At 66.5% G+C, this 24497-nt stretch carries 28 protein-coding genes; 15 read left to right on the top strand and 13 right to left on the bottom strand.

What is annotated here, in order from left to right; genetic code table 11:
* Nucleotides 1-14: 14 nt before the first annotated feature.
* Complete coding sequence (locus ON44_RS41160; protein ID WP_040700308.1) at nt 15-779, bottom strand: SDR family NAD(P)-dependent oxidoreductase; 765 nt, start codon at nt 777-779, stop codon at nt 15-17.
* A 53-nt stretch (nt 780-832) separates the two neighbouring features.
* Here ON44_RS41160 and ON44_RS41155 point away from each other — a divergent pair, with 53 nt between their 5' ends.
* From ON44_RS41155 to ON44_RS41130, 6 genes are read left to right on the top strand one after another with little or no spacing between them, the layout of a single operon-like run.
* Complete coding sequence (locus tag ON44_RS41155; protein ID WP_040700306.1) at nt 833-2260, top strand: class I adenylate-forming enzyme family protein; 1428 nt, start codon at nt 833-835, stop codon at nt 2258-2260.
* Complete coding sequence (locus ON44_RS41150) at nt 2253-3398, top strand: thiolase family protein (protein ID WP_040700305.1); 1146 nt, start codon at nt 2253-2255, stop codon at nt 3396-3398. Before ON44_RS41155 ends, ON44_RS41150 begins: the two co-directional genes overlap by 8 nt.
* A 3-nt stretch (nt 3399-3401) precedes the next feature.
* Nucleotides 3402-4316 carry an ArgK/MeaB family GTPase gene (locus tag ON44_RS41145; protein ID WP_051183169.1) on the top strand — a complete coding sequence of 305 codons (915 nt, stop codon included), beginning with the start codon at nt 3402-3404 and terminating at the stop codon, nt 4314-4316.
* Between the two features lie 11 nt (nt 4317-4327).
* On the top strand, nt 4328-4744 hold the full coding sequence (locus tag ON44_RS41140) for a Zn-ribbon domain-containing OB-fold protein (RefSeq protein WP_040700360.1): 417 nt from the start codon (nt 4328-4330) through the stop codon (nt 4742-4744).
* 30 nt (nt 4745-4774) lie between these two features.
* Nucleotides 4775-5917 carry a thiolase family protein gene (locus ON44_RS41135; protein WP_040700303.1) on the top strand — a complete coding sequence of 381 codons (1143 nt, stop codon included), beginning with the start codon at nt 4775-4777 and terminating at the stop codon, nt 5915-5917.
* 43 nt (nt 5918-5960) lie between these two features.
* A complete protein-coding gene (locus ON44_RS41130) occupies nt 5961-6773 on the top strand; it encodes an SDR family NAD(P)-dependent oxidoreductase (RefSeq protein WP_040700302.1) in 813 nt (270 codons plus the stop codon).
* Between the two features lie 257 nt (nt 6774-7030).
* On the opposite strand, the gene ON44_RS41125 is transcribed toward ON44_RS41130, so the two are convergent.
* The 3 genes from ON44_RS41125 to ON44_RS41115 are packed head-to-tail and all read right to left on the bottom strand — an operon-like array spanning nt 7031 to nt 9632.
* Nucleotides 7031-8110, bottom strand: coding sequence for an NAD(P)H-dependent amine dehydrogenase family protein (locus ON44_RS41125; RefSeq protein ID WP_245567533.1), 1080 nt, complete (start codon nt 8108-8110; stop codon nt 7031-7033).
* 4 nt (nt 8111-8114) lie between these two features.
* Nucleotides 8115-8933 carry an acyl-CoA thioesterase gene (locus ON44_RS41120; protein ID WP_040700301.1) on the bottom strand — a complete coding sequence of 273 codons (819 nt, stop codon included), beginning with the start codon at nt 8931-8933 and terminating at the stop codon, nt 8115-8117.
* Nucleotides 8934-8978: 45 nt separating this feature from the next.
* Complete coding sequence (locus tag ON44_RS41115) at nt 8979-9632, bottom strand: TetR/AcrR family transcriptional regulator (RefSeq protein WP_040700300.1); 654 nt, start codon at nt 9630-9632, stop codon at nt 8979-8981.
* Nucleotides 9633-9809: 177 nt separating this feature from the next.
* On the opposite strand from ON44_RS41115, the gene ON44_RS41110 reads away from it, so the two are divergent.
* The 3 genes from ON44_RS41110 to ON44_RS41100 are packed head-to-tail and all read left to right on the top strand — an operon-like array spanning nt 9810 to nt 12761.
* Complete coding sequence (locus tag ON44_RS41110) at nt 9810-10808, top strand: acyl-CoA dehydrogenase family protein (RefSeq protein ID WP_040700299.1); 999 nt, start codon at nt 9810-9812, stop codon at nt 10806-10808.
* Nucleotides 10792-11967 carry an acyl-CoA dehydrogenase family protein gene (locus tag ON44_RS41105; protein WP_040700297.1) on the top strand — a complete coding sequence of 392 codons (1176 nt, stop codon included), beginning with the start codon at nt 10792-10794 and terminating at the stop codon, nt 11965-11967. The genes ON44_RS41110 and ON44_RS41105 overlap by 17 nt, the downstream gene beginning before the upstream one ends.
* A gap of 11 nt (nt 11968-11978) precedes the next feature.
* The gene (locus ON44_RS41100; protein WP_040700295.1) at nt 11979-12761 is read left to right on the top strand and encodes an enoyl-CoA hydratase; all 783 of its coding nucleotides are present in this window, start codon (nt 11979-11981) and stop codon (nt 12759-12761) included.
* Between the two features lie 16 nt (nt 12762-12777).
* On the opposite strand, the gene ON44_RS41095 is transcribed toward ON44_RS41100, so the two are convergent.
* The 9 genes from ON44_RS41095 to ON44_RS41055 all read right to left on the bottom strand — a co-directional run bounded on the left by ON44_RS41095 (nt 12778) and on the right by ON44_RS41055 (nt 19288).
* Complete coding sequence (locus ON44_RS41095; RefSeq protein ID WP_051183168.1) at nt 12778-13071, bottom strand: hypothetical protein; 294 nt, start codon at nt 13069-13071, stop codon at nt 12778-12780.
* A gap of 30 nt (nt 13072-13101) precedes the next feature.
* A complete protein-coding gene (locus ON44_RS41090) occupies nt 13102-13836 on the bottom strand; it encodes an acyl-CoA dehydrogenase family protein (RefSeq protein ID WP_083898489.1) in 735 nt (244 codons plus the stop codon).
* A gap of 66 nt (nt 13837-13902) precedes the next feature.
* The gene (locus ON44_RS41085; RefSeq protein ID WP_040700293.1) at nt 13903-14991 is read right to left on the bottom strand and encodes an acyl-CoA dehydrogenase family protein; all 1089 of its coding nucleotides are present in this window, start codon (nt 14989-14991) and stop codon (nt 13903-13905) included.
* Nucleotides 14992-14993: 2 nt separating this feature from the next.
* On the bottom strand, nt 14994-15410 hold the full coding sequence (locus tag ON44_RS41080) for a nuclear transport factor 2 family protein (protein WP_040700292.1): 417 nt from the start codon (nt 15408-15410) through the stop codon (nt 14994-14996).
* Entirely contained in the window at nt 15397-16614 is a 1218-nt protein-coding gene (locus tag ON44_RS41075) for a metal-dependent hydrolase family protein (RefSeq protein WP_040700291.1), read from the bottom strand. Before ON44_RS41075 ends, ON44_RS41080 begins: the two co-directional genes overlap by 14 nt.
* A gap of 3 nt (nt 16615-16617) precedes the next feature.
* Nucleotides 16618-16959 (bottom strand): hypothetical protein, encoded by a 342-nt coding sequence (locus ON44_RS41070; protein WP_040700290.1) that lies wholly within the window; start codon nt 16957-16959, stop codon nt 16618-16620.
* Nucleotides 16943-18211 (bottom strand): aromatic ring-hydroxylating oxygenase subunit alpha, encoded by a 1269-nt coding sequence (locus tag ON44_RS41065; protein WP_040700289.1) that lies wholly within the window; start codon nt 18209-18211, stop codon nt 16943-16945. The genes ON44_RS41070 and ON44_RS41065 overlap by 17 nt, the downstream gene beginning before the upstream one ends.
* Before the next feature lie 4 nt (nt 18212-18215).
* Nucleotides 18216-18746, bottom strand: coding sequence for a carboxymuconolactone decarboxylase family protein (locus ON44_RS41060; protein WP_040700288.1), 531 nt, complete (start codon nt 18744-18746; stop codon nt 18216-18218).
* Nucleotides 18747-18817: 71 nt separating this feature from the next.
* Entirely contained in the window at nt 18818-19288 is a 471-nt protein-coding gene (locus ON44_RS41055; protein WP_040700357.1) for a pyridoxamine 5'-phosphate oxidase family protein, read from the bottom strand.
* Nucleotides 19289-19395: 107 nt separating this feature from the next.
* On the opposite strand from ON44_RS41055, the gene ON44_RS41050 reads away from it, so the two are divergent.
* From ON44_RS41050 to ON44_RS41025, 6 genes are all read left to right on the top strand, one after another.
* A complete protein-coding gene (locus ON44_RS41050) occupies nt 19396-19704 on the top strand; it encodes a hypothetical protein (protein WP_040700287.1) in 309 nt (102 codons plus the stop codon).
* Nucleotides 19705-19742: 38 nt separating this feature from the next.
* Nucleotides 19743-20909, top strand: coding sequence for an acyl-CoA dehydrogenase family protein (locus tag ON44_RS41045; protein WP_040700356.1), 1167 nt, complete (start codon nt 19743-19745; stop codon nt 20907-20909).
* A 20-nt stretch (nt 20910-20929) separates the two neighbouring features.
* Complete coding sequence (locus ON44_RS41040) at nt 20930-21697, top strand: SDR family NAD(P)-dependent oxidoreductase (RefSeq protein ID WP_040700286.1); 768 nt, start codon at nt 20930-20932, stop codon at nt 21695-21697.
* Nucleotides 21697-22935 carry a CaiB/BaiF CoA transferase family protein gene (locus ON44_RS41035; RefSeq protein WP_040700284.1) on the top strand — a complete coding sequence of 413 codons (1239 nt, stop codon included), beginning with the start codon at nt 21697-21699 and terminating at the stop codon, nt 22933-22935. The genes ON44_RS41040 and ON44_RS41035 overlap by 1 nt, the downstream gene beginning before the upstream one ends.
* On the top strand, nt 22929-23762 hold the full coding sequence (locus tag ON44_RS41030) for an enoyl-CoA hydratase/isomerase family protein (RefSeq protein ID WP_040700283.1): 834 nt from the start codon (nt 22929-22931) through the stop codon (nt 23760-23762). The genes ON44_RS41035 and ON44_RS41030 overlap by 7 nt, the downstream gene beginning before the upstream one ends.
* Nucleotides 23755-24497, top strand: a 743-nt coding sequence (locus ON44_RS41025; RefSeq protein WP_040700281.1) for a thiolase family protein, incomplete at its 3' end; no start/stop codon positions are given. The genes ON44_RS41030 and ON44_RS41025, both read left to right, overlap by 8 nt.

Below are 24497 nucleotides of genomic sequence, written 5' to 3'. Positions count from 1 at the left end.
GTACGGTTGCCCGTTCATTTCGGTGGGAAGCGCAGTGCGCCGTCGAGCCGGATGATCTCACCGTTGAGGTAGTCGTTCTCGATGATCGACTGGGCCAACTGCGCGTACTCGACCGAGCGGCCCATCCGCTTGGGGAAGGGCACCTGCGGTCCCCAGTAGCCCTCCAACTGGTCGGCGGCCTTGCCGTAAGCGGGCGTGTTGACCGTGCCGGGCGCGATGGTGACTACCCGGATGCCGAGCGGGGACAGGTCGCGCGCGGCCACCAGGGTCATGCCGATGACGCCGCCCTTGGCTGCCGAATAGGGGAGTTGGCCGATCTGGCCCTCGTATCCTGCGATGGACGCGGTGTTGACGATGACGCCGCGGGCGCCCTCATCCAATGCCTCGGTCTTGGCGATGGCCGCGGCCGACAGGCGCAGCACATTGAATACCGCCGTCAGATAGAACTCGATGGTGGTGCGGAAACCGTCGAGTGCCAGTGGCGAGCCGTCCTTGCCGACGAGGCGGCCGCCGGTGGCCGGGCCGCCATGGGTGTCGACCGAAATGCGCAGCGGTCCAAGTGATTCCGCTTCGGCAATGGCCGCGAGCACCGACTCCTCACTGGTCGCGTCGGTGTGCACGTAGCGGATGCCGAGTTCTTTCTCGAGGTCCCTGCCCTTGTCGTCGGCGACATCGGCGACCACCACCTTCGCTCCGGCGGCGTGCAGGCGACGCACGGTGGCCTCGCCGAGTCCGCCGGTGCCGCCGACGACGATGGCGGCGCTCCCACTGATCTGCATATCGCAATCCTCTCTTGCAACTAACACTCTCCTATGGAGAGAATAATGTTCTCATGAACATCAGCATGATCCTAGACATGGCCGCATCGGCGGGCGATCGGACCGTGATCACGGTCGGCGATCGCTCGCTGACCGCCGCCGCCCTGCTCGGCAATGCGCGTCGCGCGGCCGTCCGCTTCCAGCGGCACCCCGCCGTGCTGTATCTGGGCGCGAATCACCTGGCCTATCCGGTCGCGCTCTTCGGCGCGGCGCTGGCCGGGGTGCCATTCGTGCCGCTGAACTATCGGCTCGGCGAACAGCAGTTGGCCATGCTCCTGGACCGTCATCCGGGAGCGCTGGTGCTGCGGCCCGAGGACCTCGACGCCCTGGTGGAGGAGGGCGCCGATGCGCCCGAACTCGAGGTGCCCTGGGATGGCAATGCGGTCGCCGCGATCATCTACACCAGCGGCACCACCTCCGAACCCAAGGCGGCGCTGCTGCGGCATCGGCATCTGATGGCCTACTTGCTGAACACCGTGGAGTTCGGCGGTGCGGCCGAGACCGATGCGGCGCTGGTGTCGGTGCCGCCCTATCACATCGCGGGTCTGACGAATCTGCTGTCGAATCTCTACTCCGGCCGCCGGGTGGTTTACCTGGCCGCGTTCGACGCGTCCGGCTGGCTGGAAACCGTTCGGCGCGAACGGATCACCCACGCCATGCTGGTGCCGACCATGTTGGCTCGCATCGTCGCGGCCGTCGACGGCGCCGACGCAGGTGTGCCGACGCTCGCCAGTCTCGCCTATGGCGGCTCCCGCACGCCGCGCCCGGTGCTCGAGCACGCGCTGCGGGTGTTCCCGGACACCGGCTTCGTCAATGCGTACGGACTCACCGAGACCGCGTCCTCGATCGCGGTACTCGGACCCGACGATCACCGTGCGGCCTTCGCCTCGGGCGATCCGGCCGTCCGCGATCGACTCGGCTCCGTGGGACAGCCACTACCCGGGATCGAGATCCAGGTCCGCGCCGAGTCCGGTGAGCCCGCAGGGGTGGGGGAGATCGGGCTGGTATTCGTGCGCGGCGAGCAGATCTCCGGTGAATACGGCGGCCGCAGCGCCCTGGATGCCGAAGGCTGGTTCCCCACCCGGGATCTGGGGCGGCTGGACTCCGACGGCTATCTGTTCATCGAGGGGCGCGCCGACGACACCATCATTCGCGGCGGCGAGAACATCGCGCCCGCCGAGATCGAGGACATGCTGCTGGAATATCCGGGCATCACCGAGGCCGCGGTGATCGGGGTACCGGATCCGGAGTGGGGGCAGCGGCTGGTCGCGGTGCTCGTCGGCGCAGGCGAGCCGAACGAGATCAAACAGTGGGTCCGCACGCGGCTGCGGTCGTCGAAGACGCCCGACACCATCGTGTTCCGCCGCGAACTGCCCAAGACCGAAACCGGAAAACTGCTGCGCCGCAACCTCGTCACCGAAATGGAGAACACCAATGCCTGAAGCTGTCATCGTGTCCGCCCTGCGCGCTCCGATCGGAACCGCTCGCAAGGGCACGCTACGCGATACCAATGCCTTCGACCTGGCCAAGCATGTGGTGGCCGCGGCCGCCGAGGGCCTCGACCCGGCCCGTATCGACGATGTCGTCCTCGGCGAGGGCCGCTACGGCGGCGGCGTGCTGGCACGGCACGCGGCGATCACCGCCGGGCTGACCAATGTCGCCGGTGTGGCGCACAACCGGCACTGCGCCGCGGGCATGGCCGCCGTGCAGACCGCGGCCGCCGGAATCCGGGCGGGAATGGACGAACTCGTCATCGCCGGTGGCGTGAATTCCGAATCCACCGCGCCGCGTGTGCGTTTCCGGGTCGGCGCGGACGAATGGATCGACCCGTGGGTCGCGCCGAGCCATCCGGACCGGCCGGACGCGCCCTGCCTGGACATGTCGATCACGGTCGGCTGGAACACCGCGGTGGCGTCCGGCATCTCGCGCGCGGAAATGGATGCGTGGGCGTTGCGCTCGCACCGCAATGCGATCGCCGCCATCGACGAAGGCCGGTTCAAGGAGGAGATCGTGCCGATCGACACTCCACACGGACTGTTCGCGGTCGATGAGCACCCGCGCCGGGACACCAGTCTGGAAAAGCTGGCCGGATTGAAGGTGCTGCACCCGGAGATCGAGGGCTTCAGCATCACCGCGGGCAATGCGTCGGGCTCCAATGACGGCGCCGCGGCCTTGGCCATCGCAAGCGACCGGCTCGGATTGCCCGCTCTCGGCATCATCCGTGGATGGGCCTCGGTCGGCGTCGACCCGCACGACACCGGGCTGGCGCCGATCGAGGCGATCACCAAGGCTGTTGCCAGGGCCGGTATTTCGCTGTCGGAGGTGAGTCTCTACGAGATCAACGAGGCATTCGCCTCGGTGCCGATCGCGGCGACCAAGGCACTCGATATCGATCCCGATCGGGTCAACTTCAGCGGCAGCGGTTGCTCGCTCGGCCATCCGGTCGCCGCCACCGGAGCCAGGATGATCGTCACGCTGGTGCACGAATTGCGGCGTCGCGGTGGCGGTTTCGGAATCGCGGCACTGTGCGCGGGTGGCGGGATGGGTTCGGCCACCGTCATCGAGGTTCCGGCTCCGTAGCGCGTGGGGACCATTGCGGAGCTCATCGCCGCCGCGCGGGCCGGATCGGTGCGGGCCGCGGGGCGGTTGCTGAGCGCGGTCGAGGGACCACAGCGCGACGAGGTGCTCGCGCTGCTCGACGCGGTCCCGGTTCGGGTCATCGGGGTCACCGGCCCGCCGGGCGCGGGCAAATCGACCACGATCGCGGCATTGGTCGCCGCCTACCGCGAGCAGGGCCTGCGGGTGGCGGTGCTGGCGGTCGATCCGTCCTCGCCGTACAGCGGTGGCGCGCTGCTGGGTGATCGAATTCGGATGGCGCAGCACATCAATGATCCCGATGTGCTGATCCGGTCGGTGGCCACGCGCGGTCATCTGGGTGGTCTCGCGGCGGCGGTGCCCGCCGCTATCCGATTGCTCGGCGCGCTCGGCCACGAGCTGATCCTGCTCGAAACCGTCGGCGTCGGACAGTCCGAGATCGAGATCGCCGCGATCGCCGACCCCACCCTGGTGATTCTGAATCCCGGTGCGGGAGACGCAATTCAGGCCGCGAAAGCGGGTCTGCTCGAGGTCGCCGACATCCTGGTCGTCAACAAGGCCGATCGGGAGGGCGCCGACCAGACCGTGCGGGATCTGCATCAGGAGTCCGCCGCCCCGATCCTCACCCTGGTCGCGGCCAGGGGTGTCGGCATCGCCGAGTTGGTGGCCGCGATCGACGCGCACCACCGCACCGACACGCTCGACCGGCGTACCGCGCGGGCGCGCGCACAGATCCTGTCCCTGGCGCAGACCCGCTTGCGGACCGATCCGGCATTGACGGCATTGGCGGACTCGGTCGCGGCGGGACAGCTGGACGCGTACACCGCCGCGGAACAACTACTCACTGTTCGCATTTCTTCGGAAATAGCGTATACAGTTTATGAGAATGACATTTCCACCTGATGGAGGACGGCATGGCAAAGGCCCTCGCGCCCGATGTCTCGACGTGGCCGGCGGAGAATCCGCAGTTGATCGGCAGTCGCTGCGCCGCGTGCAGCGCGGTCACCTGGCCCAAACAACCACGCTGCCCGCGGTGCAGCGGCCCGGATATGTCCGAACGGCTGCTGCCCCGACGCGGCACGCTCGTGGCGTGGACCACCCAGGGCTTCGTCCCCAAACTGCCGTACGCGGGCAACGAGACGGCCGAAAGCTTCGAGCCGTTCGGGATCGGGCTGATCCAGCTGGGCGATGACGTGCGGGTGGAGGCCCGGCTGACCGTGGCCGAACCGGCCGAGCTGCGCTTCGGGATGGATGTCGAGCTGGCCTTCGTCCCCCTTTATGTCGACGACGACGGGAACGAAGTCGTCACGGTCGCTTTCGCACCGGCCTGAACAGCGACTACGGCTACCGAGGAGATTTGAATGAACGACGTTGCCATCATCGGCGTCGGCCTGCACCCGTTCGGCCGCTTCGCCAAGTCGGCCATGGAAATGGGCGCCGACGCAATCCAATTGGCGCTGACCGACGCCGGTGTCGAGTGGAAGGACATCCAGTTCGGCTTCGGCGGCAGTTATGAGGTCAGCAATCCCGATGCCGTGACCCGGCTGGTCGGGCTGACCGGAATCCCGTTCACCAATGTGTTCAATGCCTGCGCCACCGCGGCGAGTTCGATCGAACAGACCGCGGAGGCGATCCGGTCCGGACGATACGACATCGGCATCGCGGTCGGCATGGACAAACACCCCCGCGGTGCGTTCACCGACGATCCGGCCAAGCTCGGGCTGCCCGCGTGGTACGCGGAGAACGGACAGTTCGTCACCACCCAGTTCTTCGGGATCAAGGCGAACCGCTACATCCACGAGCACGGCATCTCCCAGCGCACCCTGGCCAAGGTCGCCGCCAAGAACTTCCGCAATGGCGCACTCAATCCGAATGCCCTGCGGCGCAAGCCGATTCCGGAAGACGAGATTCTGAACTCGACGATGCTGAACTATCCGTTGACGCAGTACATGTTCTGCTCGCCGGACGAGGGTGCCGCGGCCGTGATCATGTGCCGCGGGGATATCGCGCACCGCTACACCGGCAATCCGGTGTACCTGCGCTCGACCGCGATCCGCACCCGTCGCTACGGCGCGTACGAAGTGCACAGCACCTGGGCGGCCATCGACGAGGACGTCTCGCCGACGGTGTACGCATCTCAGGCCGCCTACGAGGCCGCCGGGATCGGGCCCGAGGATGTCGACGTGATCCAGCTCCAGGACACCGACGCGGGCGCGGAGGTTATCCACATGGCCGAGAACGGTTTCTGCGCCGACGGCGACCAGGAGAAGCTGCTCGCCGAGGGCGCGACGGAGATCGGCGGTCGCCTGCCGGTGAACACCGATGGGGGGCTCATCGCCAACGGCGAACCCATCGGCGCCTCCGGCATCCGGCAGGTGTACGAACTGGTGCTGCAATTGCGCGGCCAGGCCGGCGAGCGTCAGGTGCCCGGGAATCCCCGTGTCGGCTACGCCCAGGTCTATGGGGCGCCCGGTACCGCGGCGGCATCGATTCTCAGCCTCTGACGGGTTTTCGACCCACCATCCATCCGGCGAGGAGGAGTAGCCGATGCTGATACGCGAGGGACAGGTCGCCGTGATCACCGGCGGTGCGAGCGGCATCGGCTACGGCCTGGCCGAGGCGCTCGCCGCGCGCGGCATACGGCTCGTCATCTCCGATATCCGCGAGGACGGCCTGATCGCGGCGGCGGCAGCATTGCGCGGCGCCGAGGTCACGGCCGTGGTGGCCGATGTGAGCGACGAGGCGTCGGTGCGCGCGCTGGCCGAGCGCACCATGGCGGCCTACGGCCGGGTGGATCTGGTCTGTAACAACGCCGGGGTGGTGTGCCCGGCCGCGCCGCTGTGGGACCAGGACGCGCGCACCTGGCAGCGGATGATCGGGGTCAAGATTCTCGGTGTCGTCCACGGCGTCAAGGCATTTGCGCCGCTGCTCATCGAGCAGGGTAGCGGCCATTTCCTCAACACCGCTTCCTCCGGCGGCCTCGCCCCGCTGCCCGGCCGCACCCCTTACACCGGCACCATGCACGCGGTGGTCGGTCTGACCGAGACGCTCGACCTCGAGCTGAAGCAGGTTGCGCCCACGCTGGGCGCAACCGTGCTCTGCCCGGGACTGGTCGACACCCCGCTCGGGCAGAACTCGGCCGCGCTGGGTGCGATCGAACTACCGGCTGGTGCCGGCGCGACACCCTCGATGCGCAGCCAAGCCGGCGCCCACGGCGGAATCCTGTCCCCGCGCGAGGTCGCCGAGTCCGCACTCACCGCGATCGAAGCGGGCCGCGTCCACGTGGCTCCCGGCGCTGGAGTAGCCACGCGAGCGCGGGCACGGGTAGACACCCTGCTGGCCGATATCACTGTCGCCTGACCACGAATTACCCACTGTGGCAACAGATCCGCTCAGCCGAGCCCGGCCATGATGTGCTTTGCCGAGTGTGGGCGTGTTGCGTTCAGCTGAGTGTGGCCGTGATGCGTTCAGCCGAGCGTGGCCGTGATGTGTTCAGCTGAGTGTGGCCGTGATGCGTTCAGCCGAGCGCGGCCGTGATGCGTTCAGCTGAGTGTGGCCGTGATCCGCTGAGCCGAGCGTGGCCGTGATCCGCTGAGCCGAGCGTGGCCGTGATGTGCTCAGCTCAGCGTGGCCACGATGCGCGGTAAGTCGAGGGTCGACCGAATCCCGGGAGTGGCGGCACATACCGCCGGAATCGCATTGACCGCACGGTTGGCGGTATAGGCCGGGGATACGGCGGCCATGCGTTCGAGCGGGATCGGGAAGCGCAGGTCGACCTCCAGTGGCGCGTCACCGACCACCGATATGTGCCATCCGGTGTGGCGCAGGTCCCAATCGGCCTCGATATCGGTGGTGCAATACCAATTGGCGCGAAAGCTCAGCACCGGTTCGCCTGCCACCAGACCGGAAACCGTAGTGCGTTGGGCCGCAACGGTTCCCTGCTCGATCGTGCCCGCCGCGATCCGGGTGGTCGCACGCGCCGTCGCCACCGAACCGTGTGCCTCGATCGAATCCAGCGGGCAGCCGAGCGCGTCGCCGACCAACCGCAGTGATGGTCCGAAACTCGCGGCCAGATGCTCCGCGCGGGCCGCGTTGGAATCACCCGGTGGCCGACCGAAACCCATGACGTCGAACAGCATGGCGGGCGAATCGCGTTGCGACAGATCCGCGTACTCGTCGATCATCAGCCGGTCCAGCCGGCGCTGGATCGAGGACAGCACCAGCGGCACCGCCTCGGTGATGAAACCCGGACTGCTGCCGGTGCTGTGGATCGAGGTGCCCCCGAGCGCGCAGGCCTGCTGAATGCGTTGGCGCAGTGAGGGATCCATACTCGGCGGGTGGTGGAAAAGGCCGCACGTCGTCACCACGTTGCTGCCCGATGACAACAGGCGGATCACCACCTCCGCGTCGAACACGAGCGGCATATAGAGCACGCAGTCGGCGTCGAGTTCGACGATCCGCTCGATGTCATCAGTGGCCGGCACGCCGGTGGCCGGGCTATCGCAGAACTCGCCCGCGTCGCGCCCCACCTTGTCCGCGCTGTGCACGAACAGGCCGACCAACTCCATCTTCGGATGCTCGACGACCCCGCGCAGTGCACGCGCGCCGATGGTCCCGGTGGCCCATTGCACCACCCGGAGCGGCCGGTCCTCGGGTGCGTCGGAGGATCGCTTGATCACCATTCGATTCACGACCACGGGTTCACCCGACCTCGGATGGGAAGCGCACCATGGCTTCTTGCGCGTAGGAGGCGACCAGCCGGCCGTTCTCGGTCAGCACATCGCCGCGGCCGAAACAGCGGCTGCCCGCTATGAGCGGGCTGTGCTGGCGCAGCAGCAGCCAATCATCGGTGCGCAACGGACGGTGGAACCACACGCTGTGCGAGGTCACGGCCGAATGGAATGCGGTGCCGTTGCCACGCTGACACACACCCGCGATCGGTCGCAGTGCGGTGCCGATGAGATTGAGATCGGTGGCGTAGGCGATGATCGCCGGGGCCAGCTGCGGATCGACGTCCGGTGTGCGCATCCAGAACTCGAATTCCGGTGGGGCGGAGGCGGTGTCGTCGAGATCGACGGCGGATCGGGTTTCCCAGGGCAGCAGGTCCCACGTCACCTTGTGCTCGGCGCTCAGCAGCGGGGGAGCGGCGGGCACGCTCTGGTGCTCCGGTCCCTGCGCCGCCGCGTGCAGCGACACCGATGCGGTTGCCACGACCCCGTAGCTCTGCTCGGCGACGATGGTCACGGTGGCGAAGGAGCGGCCTTCGTGATGTCGGCGCACCCGATAGCGGATCGGCTCATCGGTCCTGCCCTCGCGGGCGAACAGTGCGTGCAGCGACTTGACCGATTTCTCCGGGCAGGTCAGATCGGCCGCGCGGATGAACTGTCCCAGCAATTGCCCGCCGAAGACGCGGTAGTACTCGAGCTGCTGGTTGCGTCCCTCGAAGACGGATTCGTCGTCGAGGGACGGCCGAGCGGTCAGGTCGAGACAGCCGAGAAGATCATTCCAGAGGTCGGGCATGCCCCCGAGTGTAAGTGAAACTCTCTTTGAGTGAGAATAATATTCTCAATCCTTGGTGAAGCCGTGTGCGCAGAAGTTCCAGACCTCGGTCGCGGTCAGCGGGTGCACGGTCTCCTCGTCGGTGCCGCCGGTGGACTGGGCGATGAACATGACCGTCTGCATGACCATCGCCGCGGTCCGCCGCGGGTTCGCGTCCGAGCGCAGCTGATCGGCGTCTTTGGCCTGCTCCATCAGCTCGGTGAACAGCGCGAGCAGCGGTGCGTGCGCGACCTTGACCTGCGCCGGATGCGAGACGAGCAGCTGTGGCGCGAAGTCGGTGAACAGCGGACGCTGCGCGGCCGGATCAGGCCGGGACAACTCGAACAGCAGTTCGACGGTGACCTGCAGCCGCTCCAGTGGATCGGCCTTGGCATCGGCGGCGGCGTGCAACTGGTCGGCGGTTCGCACGAGTGCGTCTTCGAAGAGGGCGAGCAGCAGCTCGTGCTTGCCGTCGAACTGCAGATAGAAACTCCGCAGCGACTGGCGTGAACGATCGACGACTTCCTGCACGGTGAAGTCGGTGCTGCCCTTCTCGGTGATGATGGCCTGCGCTGCGTCGAGGAAGCGCTGAACGCGCTGTTCGGCGCGCAATTTCGCGGTCCGTAACGAGCGCTCGACGGCGCGCTGCTTCCAGGCTGGCTCTTCGCTCGGGCTGGTCACCGGCGCTCCGGTCCTCGGTCATGTAGAGAGAACATGGATGCACTGTACCGGAGAATCGGATGTCTCCGTGTTGGCTGGACGCTGTGTCAGCGAACAAATGCGAGACTCTTACTTTCCGAACTGGAGAATGATATTCTCGGCTCTGGAGTGTGCCGGAGTGGCAAGGAGGCAGGCAGGATGCTTTTGGAGTTCGACTCCGATCAACTTCTGTGGCAGCAAACCGTCCGCGAGGTGGTCGCCAAGCAGTGTCCACCGACCCTGATCCGCGAGGTTGCCGATAAGGGCGCGGATCCGGAGGGGCTGTGGCGTACCTATGCGGAGCTGGGCTGGATGGAGCTGACCGACCCGGCCGACGCGGTGGAACTGGCGATCGTGCTGGAGGAGTTGGGGCGGGCCACCGACCCGACCCCGTATCTGGCCACCATGACCCAATTCGCGCCGCTCGCACCGGATTTCGTGCGCCAGGGTGAGCCGGGCGCCGCGGTGTACGACGGGGTGTCGGCAGTGCGCGACCGGGATGGCTGGCTGCTGAGCGGTACCGCGCGTCATGTGCTCGACGGCGATCGGGCGCGGCAGTTGGCTGTCACGACCGAGGCCGGTGTGTTCGTGGTGCCCGCCGATGACGTCACCGTGCGGCGTGCAGCCGTATTCGACCCGGTGCTGCATATCGCCGAAGTGAGCTTTGTCGAGGTGCGGGTTCCGGACGATCGCTACCTGCGCGTCGATCCGCAGCCCGCGCGCCACCTGGCCACGACCGGGATGGCGCTGACCATGGTCGGCGCGTGTCGACGGGTACTGGACATGGCGCTCGAGCATGTACGCAGTCGACAGCAGTTCGGCGTGCCGATCGGCTCGTTCCAGGCGGTCAAACACAAGGCCGCCGATATGCACATCGCGATCGAAAGAGCCCGCGCCCTGGCGTATTTCGCGGCGATGACGATCCGGGAGAACGATCCGCGGCGTCGGCTGGCCGCGTCGATGGCCAAGGCCGCGGCAGGCGAATGCCAGTCGCAGGTGTTCGGCCGCGGTATGCAGTTGTTCGGCGCCATGAGCTTTACCTGGGAAAACGACCTGCAGTTCGCGCTCAAGCGGGCCAAAGCCGGTGAGCTGTTGCTCGGCGGCGCGGCCGAGCACCGGGCGCTGATCGCCGAGGAGTACCGTGCGACTGACTTTTGACACCGAGGTCGAGGAGTTCCGGGCCGAATTCATCGCCTTCCTCACCGAATTCATGCCCGACGAGGCGGTGGCCGCCCGGGATCGGCCGGTCTCCAGTGCGGAGGTCCCGCCGTGGGCGCGGGAATGGCAGCGGCTGCAGTTCGACCACGGCTGGTTGCTGCCAGGCAACCCACCGGAATTCGGTGGCCGCAATGCCGGAATCCTGCAGCAGTATGTGCATTTGGAGGAGCTGTCCAAGCGGCGCATCTATCACAGCTTCAATCCGCAGGGGCTCGGCATCATCGCCGCCTCGCTGCTGTCGTTCGGCAGTGCGGAGCAGAAGAAGCATTGGGCGGCAAGGATTTTGCGTGCCGAGATCACCGCGGCGCTCGGCATGAGCGAACCGGGTGCCGGTTCGGATCTGGCCGGGCTGCGCACCCGCGCCGTGCGCGACGGCGATCATTTCGTGGTCAACGGGCAGAAGGTATGGACCTCCGGTGCACACGACGCCGACGTACTGCTCACCTTCGTGCGCACCGATCCGGATGCGCCCAAGCACAAGGGCATCAGCGTGCTGCTGATCCCCACCGATACGCCCGGCGTGACCCGGCGACCGTTCGCCTCCATCTGTGGACCGCACGATCTGGACTTCAACGAGGTGTTCTTCGAGGACGTCCGGGTGCCCGCGGAAAATCTGGTCGGCCCGCTGCACGGCGGCTGGGGCGTGGCCAACGGTTCGCTCGGACATGAGCGCACGCTGCTGTGGCTCAGTTTCGCCGACCGGCTGCAGGAGCTGATCGAGGACTTCCACCCGCGTACCGTCCTCGATCGCGACCGTTACGCGACGCTGGTCATGGATGCTCAGGCACTGCGGTTGCTCGGGTCGGCGGCGCTGGCGCGCGAGGCGCGGGGACAACAGGACGTGGCCGCGCTGTCGGTGCTGAAACTGCTCGGATCAGAGGCGGTGCAGAACGGTTCGGAACAGGCGCTGTCCGCGCAGGGCCCCGACGGCCTGATCCATCCGGCGATGACCGCGCCGTTCAACCCGCTGAACAATGACAATTTCATCAGCAGTTGGTTCGAGCGGTACGTCCGCAGCTTCGCCGGAACCATCGCCGGCGGCACCTCCGAAATTCAGCGCAATATCGTCGCCGAGCGGGTGCTCGGACTGCCCAGGTAGCGGAGTTCGCAATGCATATTCTCTACGCCGTCGCCGATAAGATCGCGACCATCACCCTGAATCGTCCCGAGGTCGCGAACGCCCAGAACGGTGAGCTGCTGGACGAACTCGATGCGGCATGGGCTCGGGCGGCGGCCGACGACGACGTATCGGTGATCGTCCTGCGGGCCGAAGGCAAGCATTTCTCCTCCGGTCATGATCTGCGTTCGGGCGGGCCGCTACCGGACAAGATCACCCTGGACATGATCTACAACGTCGAATCGCGCCGGTATCTGGAGTATTCGCTGCGCTGGCGGAATGTGCCGAAACCGTCCATCGCCGCGGTGCAGGGGCGCTGTATTTCCGGTGGCCTGCTGCTGTGTTGGCCGTGCGATCTCATTGTCGCCGCCGAGGACGCGCTCTTCTCCGATCCGGTCGTGCTGATGGGTATCGGCGGCGTCGAATATCACGGGCACACCTGGGAATTGGGGCCGCGCAAGGCCAAGGAGATCCTGTTCACCGGGCGTCCGGTCACCGCGCGCGAGGCCGAGCAGGTCGGCATGGTGAACAAGGTGGTGCCGCGTGCGGAGTTGGATGCGCAGACCACCGCGCTGGCCCGCCAGATCGCCGAAATGCCTCCGTTCGGGCTGCGTCAGGCCAAGCGTGCGGTGAATCAAACGCTGGACATACAGGGCTTCTACGCCGCCATCCAATCGGTGTTCGATGTGCACCAGACCGGCCACGGCAATGCCCTCAGTCACGCTGGTCTGCCGATTCTGGCGCATCTGGACGAGATGAAGCAAAAGATGCAGTAGCCGGTGCGCCGGAACCTCAGGCAATGTCCGATACCACGGTGATCACGGCCGTGACCTGGTCCAGTTCGGGCGGTATCACACCGCCGAAGTGGATCAGGCCGGGCGCGATCACCGCGTCCGCGTTCATCTTCCGGGCCAGGGCGACCAGTTGTGCCACCGGATTGTCGGTCTTGGCGCTGAAGGCAACGGTTTTGGTGAGGTTGTAGCCGAGACGCCCGGCTAGGCTACGGATCTGGGTTTCGTCCCACCCCTGCCGTATTCCGGACACATCGCTGCGGAGATAGCCGATCGCGGTTGGAGCGAATTTCATGGCGGGCGCCTCGGAGTTTGCGGTTCGGATCTACAGGTGAACCAGGCGCGGTGCCGCGCCCGCGGTGCGGATACGGGTGCCGGCCTCGCGGGTGAGTTCCCGTGTGCTGCCGAATAATCCGTCCAGGATCAAGACGCGGCGGATATGCCGCTGTAGGTCGTGTTCGGCGGTGAAGCCGATACCGCCGAGTGTCTGCTGACAGTGTCGAGCCGCGATCAGTGCCGCGCGCCCGGCGGCGGCCTTGGCCAGCAGCGCGCCGAACTCGTCGTCGGCGGCCGTGAGGGTGGCTTCGGCGCCTTCGATGGCGACCAGCGTCTCGGCGAGGCGGTGTCGGATCGCTTGGAACGACGCGACGGGACGGCCGAATTGCTTGCGGTCCAAGGCATGTCGGCGGGCCAGCGACAGCATGGCGCGGCTGCTGCCGAGCAGCCACCAGGCCAGGGCATGACGACCGGCCGCCACCCCGACAGCGGTTCCGGTCCGCACCGGGTGCAGGGGGAGTTCCTCGTCCACCGTGGTGCCGGGCCGATCGGCACGCTCCCAGACGACCCACGACCCGCCCGCGAACGGCAGCGGGTACGTGGCCCCGAGGGACGTACCGGCGGTGTGGGCGATGACATCGTTGAGCAGTGGCGCGTGCGCGCCGGTCTCGCCGAGCAGGCGGAACACCAGAGGTATTGCCACATCGGGCATTTCGGTGAGCAGGTCGGGCCAGCCGAGGTCGGTCAGCGCCTGATCGAGTTGCTGACCCGATGTCGCCGTCATCGTCTTGCGCAGCGTATCGGTGAGCAGTTCGAGCTCGGCGGTATCGGTATCGATGCTGGTCACGACTTACTCCTTGCCCAGGTCGAGCAGACGGCGCGCGATGATATTGCGCTGGATCTCGGCCGTGCCGCCGTAGATGGTGGCCGCACGCGAATAGAGGAATTCGGTACGCAATTCCGGATCGGTCAGCTCTACCGCACCGGGCAGCACATCGCGCATGGTGTCGAACAGTTGCTGTTCGGCACCGGCCAGCAGCACCTTGTCGATCGAAGTTTCCGGTCCGAGATGTTCGCCGGCGGCCAACCGCTGCTGGGTCAGCCGCGAGCGGCAGCGCAACGTGTGCAATGCCAGATAGGCGGCACCGAGGTCGGCATCGTCGGCCACCGTGGCCGCGGCCGTCAAGCGGTCGAGCCGGGTGAACAGATAGGCGCCGCGGTGCCAGAAGCAGGTGGAGCGCTCGTGCGGGAGCAGATCCATCGCGACCCGCCAGCCATCGCCGGGCCGCCCGAGCATGCGGTCGCCTGGCACCACGACATCGTCGAAATACACCTCCGCGAATTCGTCGACGCCGTGCATGGTGCGCAGCGGACGCACCGTGATGCCGGGGGAGTCCATATCGAGGAAGAACGCGGTGATCCCGTCGTGTCCGGGGGCCGTGCGGGTCAGCAGGACGCAGCGCGCCGAGAACTGGGCCAGACTTGTCCACACCTTCTGGCCGTTGACCACCCAATCATCGCCGCGGGCAACGGCTTTCGTCGTCAGCGAAGCGAGGTCGCTGCCCGAACCCGGCTCCGAGAAACCTTGGCACCACTGCTCGCGACCCGACAGCAGCAACGGCACCATTTCCGCCGCCAGCTCCGGGCGCGCATACGAAATCATCGTGGGCGCAAGCACTTCGACCATCGAATAGAGTCCGGGTTCGGCCAGGTCACGGGTGGCGACCTCCTCGCCGAGCATCGCGCGGAGCATGGCGGGCCCACCGAGACCGCCGATCTCGGCGGGCCAGCCGTAGCGCATCCAGTCTGCGTCATAGAGAGCCCGCCGCACGCGGGCCAACTGGGCGACCTGACCGTCCAGCGAATGATCCGGCCCGGGCGACAGATCGTGCTCGTCCAGCCAGGTCCGCACACCGGACCGGAATTCGGACACGTCCATGGTCATCCGCGGGTGTTCTCGAAGGCGTGTGGGATGCCCGAATCGTGCACGCCGCTGCGGCGGATGAAGGTCATCCGGCGCGTCTTCAGCCGCCATCCCGCTTCGGTTCGCACGATGCTGTCGGTGTAGTAGCCGATGCGCATATCGTGGGTGCTGTGGTCGATGAAGCACAGCGGCTGGGTGCCCGCGGCGGTGTCACCGTCGATATCGAGAACCGGTGTGCCCGTGAGGAACAGCCCCTTCGGCGCGGCCGCGACAAGCTCCGGGAACAGGTCGAGGGTATAGGTGTCGCCGAATGCGCTGTAGGTGCCGTCGGGGGTGAATACCGCGAGCAGGCCATCGATATCGCCCTTGGTGATCGTCACCGCGTAGCGGGCCAGCAGCTGCTGGATCTCCAGCAGATCATCATTTCTGGACATGGACCTTGCCGCCTTTCATGACGAACCGCACGTTCTGGGTGACGGTGATGTCGCGCAACGGATCTCCCGGCACGCCGATGATGTCGGCCAGCTGTCCCTCGGCCAGCCGTCCGCGGTCGGTGACATCGATCAGTTCGGCCGCGCGCACGGTGGCCGCGCGCAGGACATCGATCGGGCTCATGCCGCGGTCGACCAGCGCCACCAACTCGTCGGCGTTGCGGCCGTGCGGGATCGCCGGCGCATCGGTGCCGACGGCGATCTTCACTCCGGCCTGGTAGGCCGCCCGGACCGAGGTGCGGGCCTTCGGGAACATCTCGGCGGCCTTGGCCTGCAATGCCGGATCCGCCTTGGAGACATCCATCGCATCGGCGAGCCGGGTGGTCGGCACCAACCAGGTACCCGCCGCCACCATCATCTTGATCGCCTCGTCGTCGATGAGGAAGCCGTGCTCGATGCAGTCGATTCCGGCCTCGACGGCATGTTTGACCGCCTCCGCCCCATGCGTGTGGGCGGCGACCTTGAGCCCGCGCCGGTGCGCCTCGTCGACGATCGCGCGCAGTTCCTCGTCCGAATAGTGCTGCGCCCCAGGTGCTCCGGTGAGCGACATGACGCCACCGGAGACGCAGATCTTGATCAGCTGCGCGCCGTGCTTGATCTGGTACCGCACCGCCTTGCGCACCTCGTCGACGCCGTTGGCGATGCCCTCCTCGAGGGTCAGCTTCAGCACGTCGGGCGCGAAGGCGGAGAACATGGTCGGATCCAGGTGGCCACCGGTCGGCGTGATCGCGTGTCCCGCCGGGACGATCCGCGGGCCCTCGATCCAGCCCGCGTCGATCGCCTTGCCGAGCGCCACATCCAGCAGGTAGCCGCCGGTCTTCACGAACAGTCCGAGGTTGCGCACGGTGGTGAAACCGGCCCGCAGCGTGCGGCGGGCATTGCCCACCGCACGCAGCATGCGCAGTGCCGGATCGTCTTTCACACTGGAGGCCAGGCCGGTCTCGCCGCGACCGCCCATGAGGAGGTTGACCTCCATATCCATCAGGCCGGGCAGCAGCACCACATCACCGAGATCGATGACCTCGTCGGCGTCGTCCGCGGTCGTGCCGACGCCGACGATCCGATCGCCGTCGATGCGAACGATGCCGGGTCGGATTATCTCGCCGGTGTCGATATCGAGTAGACCGGCCGCCTTCAGTGTCAGCATGGGTTAGACCACCGGCTCCTTGATCACGTCGAGGTAGGCGGCGCCGGAGTCGGGCACCCGCGGCTGCTTCCACACCTCGATCGGGAACGACACCATCACCAACGACTGCAGCAGGTGGAACAGGTGCCGGGCGTCATCGGGCAGCTCGGACCACTCGAACTTGTCGCAGTAGTCCAGCGCCGCCTGCAGGCGCGGGAAAACGGTGTCGTAGAGGTCCTGCATCTCCTCCATCGGGGAGGCCAGCCGCTTGGCGTAGCGCTCGGGCTCGGTGGCCAGGATCCAGTCCGAAAACCGGTCCAGGTCGGCGAATTCGGCGGGCAGCGCCTTCTCAGTTGTTTCGGGCATCGCGGTACTCCTTGACGATCTTCTGAACGGTGAGGTGCAGGTGGCGCAGCAGCACTTCCTGGTCGTTGAGCGGGAATTCGGTGATCACACCGGTCTCGAGCATGGTCTGCGTCGCTTCGAGGGTGTTGGCGTCCTGCAGCGCGTATTCCTTGAAAGTGACCGCCGCCAGTTCCTTGCCGAGACGTTCCCGCGCGCTCTTCGACGGCACGAAGTACAGATTCGCCTCGAAGATGTGCTTGTTCACCGCGGTGGGCCAGTAGTGGTAGGTCAGGTACCAACCCGGTGCCCAGATGAGGATGCCGAAATTGGGGAAGACCTCGAATTCGTCGATGCCCCAGGCCTTGTGGCCGGCGGGGTTGACACCGGACGGCAGTGGATCCAGGCCATCGATATCGGGTCGGTCCCACGGACCGAACAGGCCGCTGCGCAGCTCCCGCTCGATCGGCTTGACCATATTGATGTCCTTGGGCGGGGCCATACCGCCCCACGAGGACACCATCGAATGCGGGGTCCAGCACTCGTAGTGCAGTGCCTCGAAGCCGACATTGAGCAGCTTGTCGGCCTCGTCCTTGACCGCCTGCTTCATATGCAGCACCGGCGCGTGGTAGAACTCGGCGAAGGCATCGATGAACAACTTCCAGTTGCTGCCGATCTCGGCCTTGTAGCTGTAGACCTCGGTCATCTCATGGAAGGGGTAGCCCTCCAGGCCTTTCGCCCATGCGCCGAGGTACCCCTCCAGCGGCTGGGCGTCGTCGTCGAGGTTGATGAAGATGAAGCCTTCCCACACCTCGCAGCGCACGGCCTTGAGCCCGAACTTGCTCTTGTCGAGGTCGAAGAATTCCTTCTCCTGCTGGACGAAGGTGGCCTCGCCCTCGAGGCTGTAGCGCCAGGCGTGATATTTGCAGGTGAACTGTCGGCAGCTACCCGCGGTCTCCTCGCCGGGAAAGTCGTCCCAGACCAGTTTGTTGCCGCGGTGCCTGCAGATGTTGTAGTAGGCCCGCACCTGCTGATCGTGGTCCTTGACGATGATCATCGAGGCGTTGACGCAGGCCAGCTCCCTGGTGAAATAGCTGCCGACGCGGGGCAACCGCTCCACCCGGCCGACATTGAGCCAGCTCTTCTTGAAGATGGCTTCCTGTTCGTCCTTGTAGAACTGCGGATCGGTCGAGTCGGTGAAGTCGACCATCTCGGTGCCGAGCTCGGGATAGTTCTCCGTCCAGCTGCCCGCCGTCGGTTTGGTGAAGTGTGGCAAGGGATTACCTTTCAGGGTCGGGCTGTACGCCGAAGGTGTTGAGCGCGATGGCCAGCAGGATGTAGCCGCCGACCGTGAAAACCAGGTCCATGCGCTGCTTTTCATCGAGTCGTTCGGCAAGTGCCGCCCAGGTCTGGTCGGACAGTTCGGATTTGTCGTCGAGTTCGTCGACGGCGGTGAGGACGAGGCGGTCGAAATCGTCGGCGGCCTCACCGCGGGTGACGGCCTCGATCTCGTCGAGGGTGAGTCCGGCATCCTGGCCGAACCGCAGATGATGGGCCCACTCGTAGGCACAGCCGCGCCGGTGGGCGACCCGCAGGATCGTCAACTCGCGCACCCGGGGCGGCAGCGTGGACCGGAACAGCAGGTAGACGCTGAATCCGAGATAGGCCTCGGTCAGGTCCGGGTGCCGGGCCAGCGGTCCCATGGCGGGGCCTGCCCCTTCCGCATTGCGGATCGCGCGCGGCAGCAGCGCCTTGAAGGCGTCGCGGGTCCGGTCGTCCCATTGCTCCGCGGGCAACGGCGGCAGACGCATTCCTGTCCTCCTCTCATGAGAATTAGATTCTCCAAAACTGAAGACTAGATTTCCATGGACGGATGCGATAGTCAACGTCGGGGTTGTAACCGGGCGAAATCCCAGCTGACGACGTGTTCCGGCGTCAGCCGCAGCCAGCCGTGGCGGCCGTCGTACCGAAACGGCTGCCCGCCCATGTACTTCTCGGCGAACAGCCGCTCCGGTTCGGTGAGCTCCTCGACCGGTGTGCCGGTACGCGGCGTTTCGCCGACCACTTCGGCGCGTCCGCGCAGTTCGACGCCGCGCAGCTGCAGGAAGTCGGTCCCGCCGTCGTCGACGATCGCGCTGATCCGTGGATCGCGGGTGATGTCGGTCCACCGCTGGCTGCGCACCAGCGAGTTCAGCCACAGGGCCGTGCCGTCCCAGGCGAACCACAGTGGGCTCGTATGTGGGTGTCCGCCGGGGCCGAGGGTGGCGACCCGGCAGATCGGCTGGCTCTGCAGGAAGGCGTCGCGTTCGGTGGCGGTCATCGCGATCGCCCGTGCTCGTCGCTGTTCGGTCATGCTCATCTTCCGATCAGATGTTGATTCTCCTAGAATGAGAATATAGTTTTCTGATTGCGAGAGCGTAATGACTGGAGAGGTCAGCCCGAGTGGAAAGGAGATTCACCATGACGGCGCCGATTCGTCCCGGTGAACAGTTCGCCAGCACCGTATGCGGCACGCGGGTGGTGGTGGTCCGGGCGCCCGCCGACGCTCGGCCGGAAATCGCGTGCGGTGGCGCGCCCATGGTGCCCGCGGCCGCGGCCCCGCCCGGGAAATCGGCTGGGGCGGACGCGGTCACGTTGATCGGGAAACGCTATGTCGACGCCGCGGAGACCGTCGAGCTGTTGTGCACCAGTTCGGGCACCGGCGAGCTGACCTGCAACGGGACCGCGATGACCCTCAAGGCCGCCAAAGCGCTGCCTGCCTCCGACTGAAAGGGTTGCCGGTGCGCGACGACACGAACGTCGGTGGCATGAATTTCGAACTCACCGAGGATCAGCAGCTGATCCGCAGCACGGTCGCCGAACTGTGCCGCAAGTTCGACGACCAGTACTGGATGGAAAAGGACCAGGCGCACGAATTCCCGACCGAGTTCTACAACGCCATCGCCGAGGGCGGCTGGCTGGGCATCACCATCCCGGAGGAATACGGCGGACACGGGCTGGGCATCACCGAGGCCACGCTGCTGGCCGAGGAGGTGTCCCGATCGGGCGGTGGTATGAATGCCGCCAGCTCGATCCACATGTCGATTTTCGGCATGCATCCGGTGGTCGTACACGGGTCCGCGGAATTGAAACAGCGGACCTTGCCGCGAATCGCCACCGGTGATCTGCACGTGTGCTTCGGCGTCACCGAACCCGGTGCAGGCCTGGACACCACCCACATCACCACCTTCGCGCGTCGCGATGGCGACCACTATGTCGTCAACGGCCGCAAGGTATGGATCTCCAAGGCGATGGAGTCGGAGAAGATCCTGCTGCTGACCCGCACCCAGCGCTACGACGAGGTCGCCAAGAAGACCGACGGCATGACGCTGTTCCTCACCGACCTCGATCGCGCGCACGTCGATATCCGGCCGATCGCGAAGATGGGCCGCAATGCCGTCACCTCCAACGAGGTGTTCATCGACGGTCTGCGCATCCCGGTCGAGGACCGAGTAGGGGAGGAGGGCAAGGGATTCCGCTATCTGCTCGACGGCCTGAATCCCGAGCGCATGCTGATCGCCGCCGAGGCACTCGGGCTGGGGCGGGTCGCACTGGATCGGGCCACGAAATACGCCAAGGAGCGGGTGGTATTCGGCAGGCCGATCGGCATGAACCAGGGCATCCAATTCCCACTGGCCGATTCGCTGGCCCACCTGGATGCCGCGGAATTGGTGCTGCGCAAGGCGACCTGGCTCTACGACAACGGAAAATCGTGCGGGCGTGAGGCGAACACCGCCAAATATCTGTGCGCCGACGCGGGATTCACCGCCGCCGACCGGGCGCTGCAGACCCATGGCGGCATGGGTTACGCCGAGGAATACAACGTATCCCGCTATTTCCGGGAGGCCCGCGTCATGCGGATCGCCCCGATCAGCCAGGAAATGATTCTGAACTACCTGGGCTCCCACACATTGGGCCTACCCAGAAGCTATTAGCAGAGGCAGGAAATTACCGAATGGCAGCCAAGAACGGACTTTTCGAGCTGACCGGGCGGGCCGCAATGGTCACCGGCGCGGCAGGCGGCATCGGCTCAGCGGTGGCACAGGCCCTCGCCGCGCAGGGCGCGGCGGTGCTGGTCACCGACGTCGATGCGGACGCGGCCGCGGCCGTCGCCGAGAAGATCACCGGAAACGGTGGTAGCGCGGCTAGTTTCGCCCTCGACGTGTCCGATCGGGCGGCCGCCGACGCCGCCGCGGCCAAGGCGGCCGAATTGGCCGGCGGCACACTGCATATCGTGGTGAACAACGCCGGGGTCACCGATCCGCACATGTTCGCCGATACCGGTGTCGACTCGATGCGGCGACTGTTCGAGATCCACACGCTGGGCACCTTCAACTGCTCGCAGGCGGCCTTGCCGTACCTGCCGACCGACGGCACCGGGCGCATCATCAACGTCACCTCGTCGGCCGGGCTCGTCGGCACGCTGGGACAGGTCAACTACTCCGCGGCCAAGGCCGCCATCATCGGGATCACCAAATCCCTTGCTCGCGAATTGGCGCGCAAGAACATCCTGGTGAACGCACTGGCGCCGCTGGCGGCCACGCCGATGACCGAGACCATTCGTACCGGCGACAAGTTCGCGGCGCAGATGCTGAACCGAATTCCGTTGCGGCGCTGGGCCGATCCGGCGGAGGTGGCCGGCGCCTTCGTCTTCCTCGCCTCCGACGCCGCCTCGTTCGTCACCGGGCAGGTGCTGCCGGTGGACGGCGGCATGGTGATGTGATGCCGGATACGGCGCAAGCGGGACCGTTGGCGGGAATTACCGTCGTCGCCTTGGAACAGGCGGTGTCGGCGCCGATGTGCACCCGCACACTCGCCGATTTCGGTGCCCGCGTGATCAAGATCGAAAATCCGGACGGTGGCGACTTCGCCCGGTATTACGACGATGTGGTCGAGGGGCAGGCGGCGCATTTCGTCTGGGTCAACCGGGGCAAGGAATCGGTGACGCTGGATCTGAAAACACCTGCGGGCGTGGCGATTCTGCATCGCTTGCTGGATCGGGCCGAGGTACTGGTATCGAATCTGGCGCCGGGTGCGACCGATCGGCTCGGTCTCGCACCGGCGGATCTGGCCGAGCGGCACCCGGATCTCATCGCGGTATCGATCGACGGATTCGGCTCGGGCGGACCGCTGTCGCACAAGCGCGCCTACGACCTGCTGGTACAGGCCGAATCGGGGGTGTGCGCGGTCACCGGATATCCGGATGCCCCGGCGAAACCGGGCCCGCCGATGGCCGATGTCATCACGGGACAGTATGCGGCGCTGTCGATTCTGGCGTCGCTGTGCGGACGGCAGCGTCGGGGATCCGATGCGGGCGCGACGATCGCGGTCAGCCTGTTCGACACCATGGCCGATGTGATGGGCTATCACCTCACCTACGCCAGGCACTCCGGAATCGATATGCAACCGCTGGGCATGAGCTCGGCGGCCGTCGCGCCCTATGGCGCCTACCGCACCGCGGACGGACAGACCGTGGTGATCGGCACCACCAACGATCGGGAATGGCAGCGGCTGGCCCGCGACATCATCGACCGTCCCGACCTGGCCGACGACGAGGGCCTGCGCACCAATCCGGACCGCTGTAAGCGGCGCGACATCCTCGACGAGGCCATCGGATCCTGGTGCGCCCGACACGATCTCGCGCGGATTCAGGAACTCGCGGACGCCGCCGGAATCGGCAACTCGCGCTACAATCTGCCCAGCGAGGTCATCGCCCACCCGCAGCTGTCGGCCCGCGATCGCTGGCGCAGCATCGACACCCCATCCGGCCCGATCCCGTCGCTGCTGCCACCGGCCATTGTCGACGGATTCGATCCGCCCATGGGCGCAGTCCCGGGACTGGGCGAGCATACCGACGCCGTGTTATCCGAAATCGGCTGCGACGGTGCGGAAATCGCCGAACTCCGCGCGGCGCGCGCAATCGGTCCGGCATACCGGCAACCCGCGGAGCGGGCATGCTGAGTTCGCTGCTGACCGAGGATCGTGACGGCGTACGAATTCTGACCCTGAATCGGCCACATCGCAAGAACGCGATCGATGCCGAACTGTGGCAGGCGCTGGCGGATGCGCTGCGGGCCGCCGCGGCCGATCGCACCGTGCGAGCACTGGTGCTCACCGGAGCCGGTGGCGCGTTCTGTTCCGGCGCCGACATCTCGGTGCCCGATAACGGGCATCCGATCTATCGCATGCGGGCATTGACCGATGTGGCGTTGTTACTGCACGAACTACCGATGCCGACGGTCGCCAAGGTCAGCGGCGTTGCCGTCGGCGCCGGATGGAATCTGGCGCTCGGCTGCGATCTGGTGGTCGCCACGCCCGAATCCCGCTTCTCGCAGATCTTCACCCGCCGCGGCCTTTCGCTGGATCTGGGCGGCTCGTGGCTGCTACCGAAACTGGTCGGGCTGCAACAGGCCAAGCGGTTGGCATTGCTGGGCGAGATGATCGACGCCGAACAGGCGCGGGAACTGAACCTGGTGACCTGGGTGGTTCCCGCAGACGAAATCGACGCCTACGTCACCGATCTCGGCGCGCGGCTGGCGGCAGGTCCGCCGGTGGCGCTGGCGCAGACGAAGGCACTGCTCAACGCGGGCGTTGACCACACCTTGCGCGAAGCACTCGCCGGCGAGGCCGCCGCGCAGGGCCTCAATTTCGCCACCTCGGACGCCCCGGAGGCATTCGCGGCTTTCGCCGAGAAACGAGAACCGCAGTTCGACGGTCGCTGGACCGTGCACAGACCACCGGTCCGCGACGCGGACCGGTCCGAACAGGGGAGTACAGCAGATGCGTGAGGTAGTCATCGCCGGAGCGGTGCGGACCGCGATCGGCAAACGCAATGGGGGACTGTCGGGTACGCATCCCGCCGATCTGTCGGCGATCGTGCTCAATGCGCTGGCGGGCCGCACGGGCATCGACCCGGCGGTCATCGACGACGTCATCTGGGGTTGTGTCTCCCAGGTCGGCGACCAGTCCAGCAATATCGGGCGCTACGCGGTGCTCGCCGCGGGCTGGCCGGAAACCATTCCGGGCACCACGGTGAATCGGGCCTGCGGATCCAGCCAGCAGGCCCTGGACTTCGCCGCGCAGGCGGTGGCATCCGGTGCGCAGGAGGTCGTGGTCGCGGGCGGTGTCGAGGTGATGAGCCGGGTGCCGCTGGGTTCCGCGCGCGCCGACGGCATGCCCTATGGCCCGAAAGCTCTTGCCCGCTACGATAATTTCGCGTTCAACCAGGGCATCTCCGCCGAATTGATCGCGCAGAAATGGGGTTTCGACCGCACCCGGCTCGATGAGTTCTCGGTGCTGTCGCACGAGCGGGCCGCCGCCGCTCAGGACCGCGGCGCGTTCGAGGAGCAGATCGTCACCGTCGCAACCGATTCCGGGACGGTGATCGCCGACGAGGGCATCCGGCCCGGCAGCACGGTCGAGAAACTGGCCGGGCTGAAACCCGCCTTCCAGGCCGATGGCGTCATCCATGCCGGTAACTCGTCGCAGATCTCCGACGGCGCCGCGGCGCTGTTGGTGACGAC

The sequence above is a fragment of the Nocardia vinacea NBRC 16497 genome, from assembly GCF_000308835.1.
GTDB lineage: Bacteria > Actinomycetota > Actinomycetes > Mycobacteriales > Mycobacteriaceae > Nocardia > Nocardia vinacea.
Note: the sequence above shows the minus strand (reverse complement) of the source record. Positions and strands in the feature narration are given on the sequence as shown.

Coding starts and splice junctions, on each gene's coding strand:
- ON44_RS41040 (WP_040700286.1), top strand. CDS start 20,930: ATGGCAGCCAAGAACGGACTTTTCGAGCTGACCGGGCGGGCCGCAATG.
- ON44_RS41085 (WP_040700293.1), bottom strand. CDS start 14,991: ATGGACGTGTCCGAATTCCGGTCCGGTGTGCGGACCTGGCTGGACGAG.
- ON44_RS41045 (WP_040700356.1), top strand. CDS start 19,743: ATGAATTTCGAACTCACCGAGGATCAGCAGCTGATCCGCAGCACGGTC.
- ON44_RS41135 (WP_040700303.1), top strand. CDS start 4,775: ATGAACGACGTTGCCATCATCGGCGTCGGCCTGCACCCGTTCGGCCGC.
- ON44_RS41100 (WP_040700295.1), top strand. CDS start 11,979: ATGCATATTCTCTACGCCGTCGCCGATAAGATCGCGACCATCACCCTG.
- ON44_RS41035 (WP_040700284.1), top strand. CDS start 21,697: ATGCCGGATACGGCGCAAGCGGGACCGTTGGCGGGAATTACCGTCGTC.
- ON44_RS41060 (WP_040700288.1), bottom strand. CDS start 18,746: ATGCGTCTGCCGCCGTTGCCCGCGGAGCAATGGGACGACCGGACCCGC.
- ON44_RS41120 (WP_040700301.1), bottom strand. CDS start 8,933: ATGCCCGACCTCTGGAATGATCTTCTCGGCTGTCTCGACCTGACCGCT.
- ON44_RS41150 (WP_040700305.1), top strand. CDS start 2,253: ATGCCTGAAGCTGTCATCGTGTCCGCCCTGCGCGCTCCGATCGGAACC.
- ON44_RS41090 (WP_083898489.1), bottom strand. CDS start 13,836: ATGACGGCGACATCGGGTCAGCAACTCGATCAGGCGCTGACCGACCTC.
- ON44_RS41050 (WP_040700287.1), top strand. CDS start 19,396: ATGACGGCGCCGATTCGTCCCGGTGAACAGTTCGCCAGCACCGTATGC.
- ON44_RS41130 (WP_040700302.1), top strand. CDS start 5,961: ATGCTGATACGCGAGGGACAGGTCGCCGTGATCACCGGCGGTGCGAGC.
- ON44_RS41140 (WP_040700360.1), top strand. CDS start 4,328: ATGGCAAAGGCCCTCGCGCCCGATGTCTCGACGTGGCCGGCGGAGAAT.
- ON44_RS41110 (WP_040700299.1), top strand. CDS start 9,810: ATGCTTTTGGAGTTCGACTCCGATCAACTTCTGTGGCAGCAAACCGTC.
- ON44_RS41055 (WP_040700357.1), bottom strand. CDS start 19,288: ATGACCGAACAGCGACGAGCACGGGCGATCGCGATGACCGCCACCGAA.
- ON44_RS41095 (WP_051183168.1), bottom strand. CDS start 13,071: ATGAAATTCGCTCCAACCGCGATCGGCTATCTCCGCAGCGATGTGTCC.
- ON44_RS41155 (WP_040700306.1), top strand. CDS start 833: ATGAACATCAGCATGATCCTAGACATGGCCGCATCGGCGGGCGATCGG.
- ON44_RS41030 (WP_040700283.1), top strand. CDS start 22,929: ATGCTGAGTTCGCTGCTGACCGAGGATCGTGACGGCGTACGAATTCTG.
- ON44_RS41070 (WP_040700290.1), bottom strand. CDS start 16,959: ATGCCCGAAACAACTGAGAAGGCGCTGCCCGCCGAATTCGCCGACCTG.
- ON44_RS41080 (WP_040700292.1), bottom strand. CDS start 15,410: ATGTCCAGAAATGATGATCTGCTGGAGATCCAGCAGCTGCTGGCCCGC.
- ON44_RS41075 (WP_040700291.1), bottom strand. CDS start 16,614: ATGCTGACACTGAAGGCGGCCGGTCTACTCGATATCGACACCGGCGAG.
- ON44_RS41160 (WP_040700308.1), bottom strand. CDS start 779: ATGCAGATCAGTGGGAGCGCCGCCATCGTCGTCGGCGGCACCGGCGGA.